The sequence below is a fragment of the Mammaliicoccus stepanovicii genome (assembly GCF_002902525.1).
Taxonomy (GTDB): Bacteria; Bacillota; Bacilli; order Staphylococcales; family Staphylococcaceae; genus Mammaliicoccus; species Mammaliicoccus stepanovicii.
In genome coordinates, this window is the sequence record NZ_PPQZ01000108.1 from 1 (window position 1) to 3,998 (window position 3,998).

The 3,998-nt window shown below is 30.4% G+C and carries 4 protein-coding genes and 1 pseudogene; 2 read left to right on the plus strand and 3 right to left on the minus strand.

Features of this window, described 5'->3' with window-relative positions:
* Positions 1-128: 128 nt before the first annotated feature.
* On the minus strand, positions 129-284 hold the full coding sequence (locus CD111_RS12560; RefSeq protein WP_158245699.1) for a hypothetical protein: 156 nt from the start codon (positions 282-284) through the stop codon (positions 129-131).
* A 157-nt stretch (positions 285-441) separates the two neighbouring features.
* Between CD111_RS12560 and bla the strand changes: the two genes are divergently transcribed.
* The gene (gene bla, locus CD111_RS11310) at positions 442-1,281 is read left to right on the plus strand and encodes a class A beta-lactamase (RefSeq protein WP_095085240.1); all 840 of its coding nucleotides are present in this window, start codon (positions 442-444) and stop codon (positions 1,279-1,281) included.
* A 182-nt stretch (positions 1,282-1,463) separates the two neighbouring features.
* Positions 1,464-2,444, plus strand: a complete 981-nt coding sequence (locus CD111_RS11315) for a tRNA dihydrouridine synthase (RefSeq protein WP_095085239.1) — start codon at positions 1,464-1,466, stop codon at positions 2,442-2,444.
* A gap of 88 nt (positions 2,445-2,532) precedes the next feature.
* Here the strand turns inward: CD111_RS11315 and CD111_RS11320 are convergent.
* Positions 2,533-3,005: pseudogene (locus tag CD111_RS11320) on the minus strand (GNAT family N-acetyltransferase).
* 154 nt (positions 3,006-3,159) lie between these two features.
* The gene (locus CD111_RS12665) at positions 3,160-3,765 is read right to left on the minus strand and encodes a hypothetical protein (RefSeq protein ID WP_169711980.1); all 606 of its coding nucleotides are present in this window, start codon (positions 3,763-3,765) and stop codon (positions 3,160-3,162) included.
* Between the last annotated feature and the right edge of the window lie 233 nt (positions 3,766-3,998).

The following is a 3,998-nucleotide window of genomic DNA, read 5'->3' on the forward strand; positions in this document are numbered from 1 at the left end:
AATATATTCAGATAGCTTAGTGCTTTAACAATTGTCGATACAATTATTAATAACAAATAAATTATATATAAATTGGCTATTTTTGTAAAATATTGCTATTATCAAATAATTTATTTTTTGGATATTAATTAAATATTTACATACCATTGTACAAACATTTGGTCTATAACTAGTTTCTTATTCGTACTTATTGGAAGGTGTTCATTTTGTTCATTACGTGCATGTGGTCCGCCTCCAACTCCGCCTAGTCCATCTAGAGTTGGTGTTCCTTGTGCTGCTATCATGATTTTTCATTCCAAATGTTGAATAACATAGTATGATCGAAGATACATTTTATAGTTATTATATAAATCTATGTATGCTTACTTTTAAATATTTGCGATAAAGTCATAATAATACTACTGTTTAACTGTAAATAACGAATTTAGGAGGTTATATAAATTGAAGAAACTGATAATCATTATTGTAGCTGTTGTGATACTAAGTGGCTTTAGTTCTACAAGCAGAACGAAACAAGATTTGAAGATGATTGAGGATAAATATGATGCAAATGTTGGCGTATATGCTTTAAATACAGCAACTGGTGAAGAAATTAAATTTAATGAAAATAAGCGATTTGCCTATGCTTCCACATTGAAAGCGATCAGTAGCGCTTTGTTACTTGAAAAAACACCGCATAATAAATTAAACAAAAAGATTCACATTAGTAAAAAGCAAATCGTTTCATACTCACCTATACTAGAAAAATATATAGATAAAGATATCACTATAAAGAAATTAATTGAAGCAACCATGCTATACAGTGATAATACTGCTAATAATATCATTATTGATGAATTAGGCGGCTATAAAGAAATGAGAAAAAGATTAAAAAAATTAAATGATAGCACTACAGTGTTATCAAGAAAAGAACCTGATTTGAACAACTATTCTCCAAAGAATACAAGTGACACTTCTACGCCACAAGCATTTGGTAAAACATTAAAGAAATTAGTTATGGATGGAGATTTAAGCAAAGATAATAAAGAATTTTTACTTAAATTAATGATCAATAATAAAAACGGAGACACATTAATCAATGCAGGCGCTCCAAAAACTTTTAAAGTTGCAGATAAGAGTGGACAAGCACTAACTTACGGTTCAAGGAACGATGTAGCATTTGTTTACCCAAAAGGTCACAATAAGCCCATAATTTTAGTTATATTTACAAATAAAAATAATAAAGACGCAAAACCAAATGATAAAGTAGTAAGTGATGTTGCCGAACTAGTTTTAAAATAACCATTTAGCAATTTCTCATTATTTCCCGGGCAATGTTTATTTGTTTATCTCTCCCACTAACCTCTATCTCTTCATTATGTCTATAATTAAGCAACATCCTTTTGTGTAAGTTAAAGATTTATGGTAATATCATCATGGATAAAATGGCGAGATATTAATAGAAAAGAAGGTTTAAATATATTATGAAAGAAAATTTTTGGAGTGAATTACCACGTCCATTTTTTATTTTGGCGCCTATGGAAGATGTTACGGATATTGTCTTTCGTCATGTCATTAGTGAAGCAGCTAGACCTGATGTGTTTTTCACTGAATTTACAAATACAGAAAGTTTTTGTCACCCTGAAGGTATAAACAGTGTTCGCGGACGCTTAACATTTAGTGAAGATGAACAGCCAATTGTGGCTCATATATGGGGCGACAAGCCGGAGCATTTCCGTGAAATGAGTATTGGTGTTGCGGAAATGGGTTTTAAAGGTATAGATTTGAATATGGGTTGTCCTGTAGCTAATGTTGCACGTAAAGGCAAAGGTTCTGGCCTAATCCTTCGACCTGAAAGAGCGGCTGAAATTATTCAAGCAGCTAAAGCAGGCGGTCTACCGGTAAGTGTTAAAACTCGTCTCGGTTACTATGAAATAGATGAATGGAAGGATTGGTTAAAGCACGTATTTGAACAAGACATTGCAAACTTATCTATCCATCTCCGTACACGTAAAGAGATGAGTAAAGTAGATGCGCACTGGGAATTAATCGAAGCCATCAAAAATTTGCGTGACGAGATAGCACCAAATACATTATTAACGATTAACGGTGATATCCCAGATAGACAAACAGGTCTTGAACTCGCAACTCAATACGGCATCGATGGCGTCATGATCGGTAGAGGTGTTTTTCATAATCCTTTTGCCTTTGAGAAAGAACAACGCGAACATACGAGCAAAGAACTATTAGACTTATTAAGATTACATCTCACATTGTTCGACAAATATTCTAAACTTGATACACGACAATTCAAAAGTTTACACAGATTCTTTAAAATCTACGTACGTGGCATCAGAGGCGCTAGTAGCTTGCGTCACCAATTGATGAGTACAGAATCAACAGACGAAGTACGTACATTGCTCGATGAATTTGAAGCCCAAATGGATGATGAAATAGAATCTTAATATATTGCATAGCCATTAAAATACCCCTTGTTAACGATATTGTTAGCAAGGGGATTTTTGCATGATAAGTTCCTTAGCATTAGTAACATTATAATTTTTTTATTAATATAATTTCGTCTTTAATTTCAATACCATTTTCACCAATTAACGGAATTGTTGGTTTTATTTTTCTAGCTTCAATCACAGCATTGGCTATAATTTCTATTATTCTATATTTGTTTTTTGATAAAAGTAAAGTGCTTTAATATTTTCATTTGTTGTAATAACTTTTATCATTTTTTTGTTTAAATCTAAAGCGATTGTTTCAATTTTTTTAAGTAGTTCGCTACCTATCCCCTTATTTTCTAAAAAACTATCTATAGAAATAATTTCTAAATAATCATCATAAATTTGGTATGTTAACAGTCCGAATACATTATTATTTTTAATAGCAACTACACATGGTAATTCAGATAAAGTATATCTACCTGTTGAAACTACCATCTCATTGTCATAATCCTCTCTTTCTAATAATGATGAATAAATCAAACTGTCTATCTTTTTGCACTCTTTATATTCCATAATTATACACATCCTATTTATTAGAAGACTTTTAATGTACTATATAAATATAGAATGATTGAAATCATTCTATTTCAGATACTTGTTCAGGTATATTTTAAGTTAATCTATGTTTAATAAGTTTTGAAGTGAATAACCATTTTTATCTTGGCAACTATGAATGAGTACGCATTATATTATCAACAGTTTCGGTTTCATCATTTTTATTTGCAACTTTCTTCATGACAATCAACATCATTGAAAGCACCGCTACAGCTACATAAGCATAGCCACTAAATTGTTTTTCTATCAAGCTACCGTAATAGTAACCGACACCTCCTTCATCTGTATATATCTTCGTACTGCGGTCCATAATTAAACCTATTCCCCACCACATTGAAAGACCAATCATAATACACCAAATGTAAATTTTTACTATATGCCATTTCTTTTTATGCGTAAAGAATGGCAGTAAGCATAAGCCGTGTGGAATAAAGAGTATCAATCCTGCAATACCTGCAGTGAATATGATAATCCAAAAAAGTCCAGATTCTAATAAATAATAACTAATAATTTGAACTACACCTGACGAAGCAAAAATGAAAAATATACTGGCAATAGCATATTTAGATGACTCACAAATTTTGTTGCCTTTTAAAACAAACCTCTTCATTGATGTATTACTTTTTAAAGTTATCATCACTATAAATTCTATAAACACACAAATAATACTAGCTATAATTAATAAAGAGATTATTGGATGGTCGGATAAAATTGACATAGGATTCACCTGCTTATCTATATTTTGAATAATTATGCTTCAATAGTTCATAAGTAAGTATCACAATAACGCTTCTTTTTCTTAATCTAATAATCATAATTTTAAAAATAAATCAGTTAAAAATATTATACAGTATTTCATTATGAAATTTATATATATTTGGTAAAAAAAGTATATAAAACCAAAATTTACAACATTAGGTTTCATTTATATATTATAATTGACTGTAATAG

Coding starts and splice junctions, on each gene's coding strand:
- CD111_RS12560 (WP_158245699.1), bottom strand. CDS start 284: ATGATAGCAGCACAAGGAACACCAACTCTAGATGGACTAGGCGGAGTT.
- CD111_RS11315 (WP_095085239.1), top strand. CDS start 1,464: ATGAAAGAAAATTTTTGGAGTGAATTACCACGTCCATTTTTTATTTTG.
- CD111_RS12665 (WP_169711980.1), bottom strand. CDS start 3,765: ATGTCAATTTTATCCGACCATCCAATAATCTCTTTATTAATTATAGCT.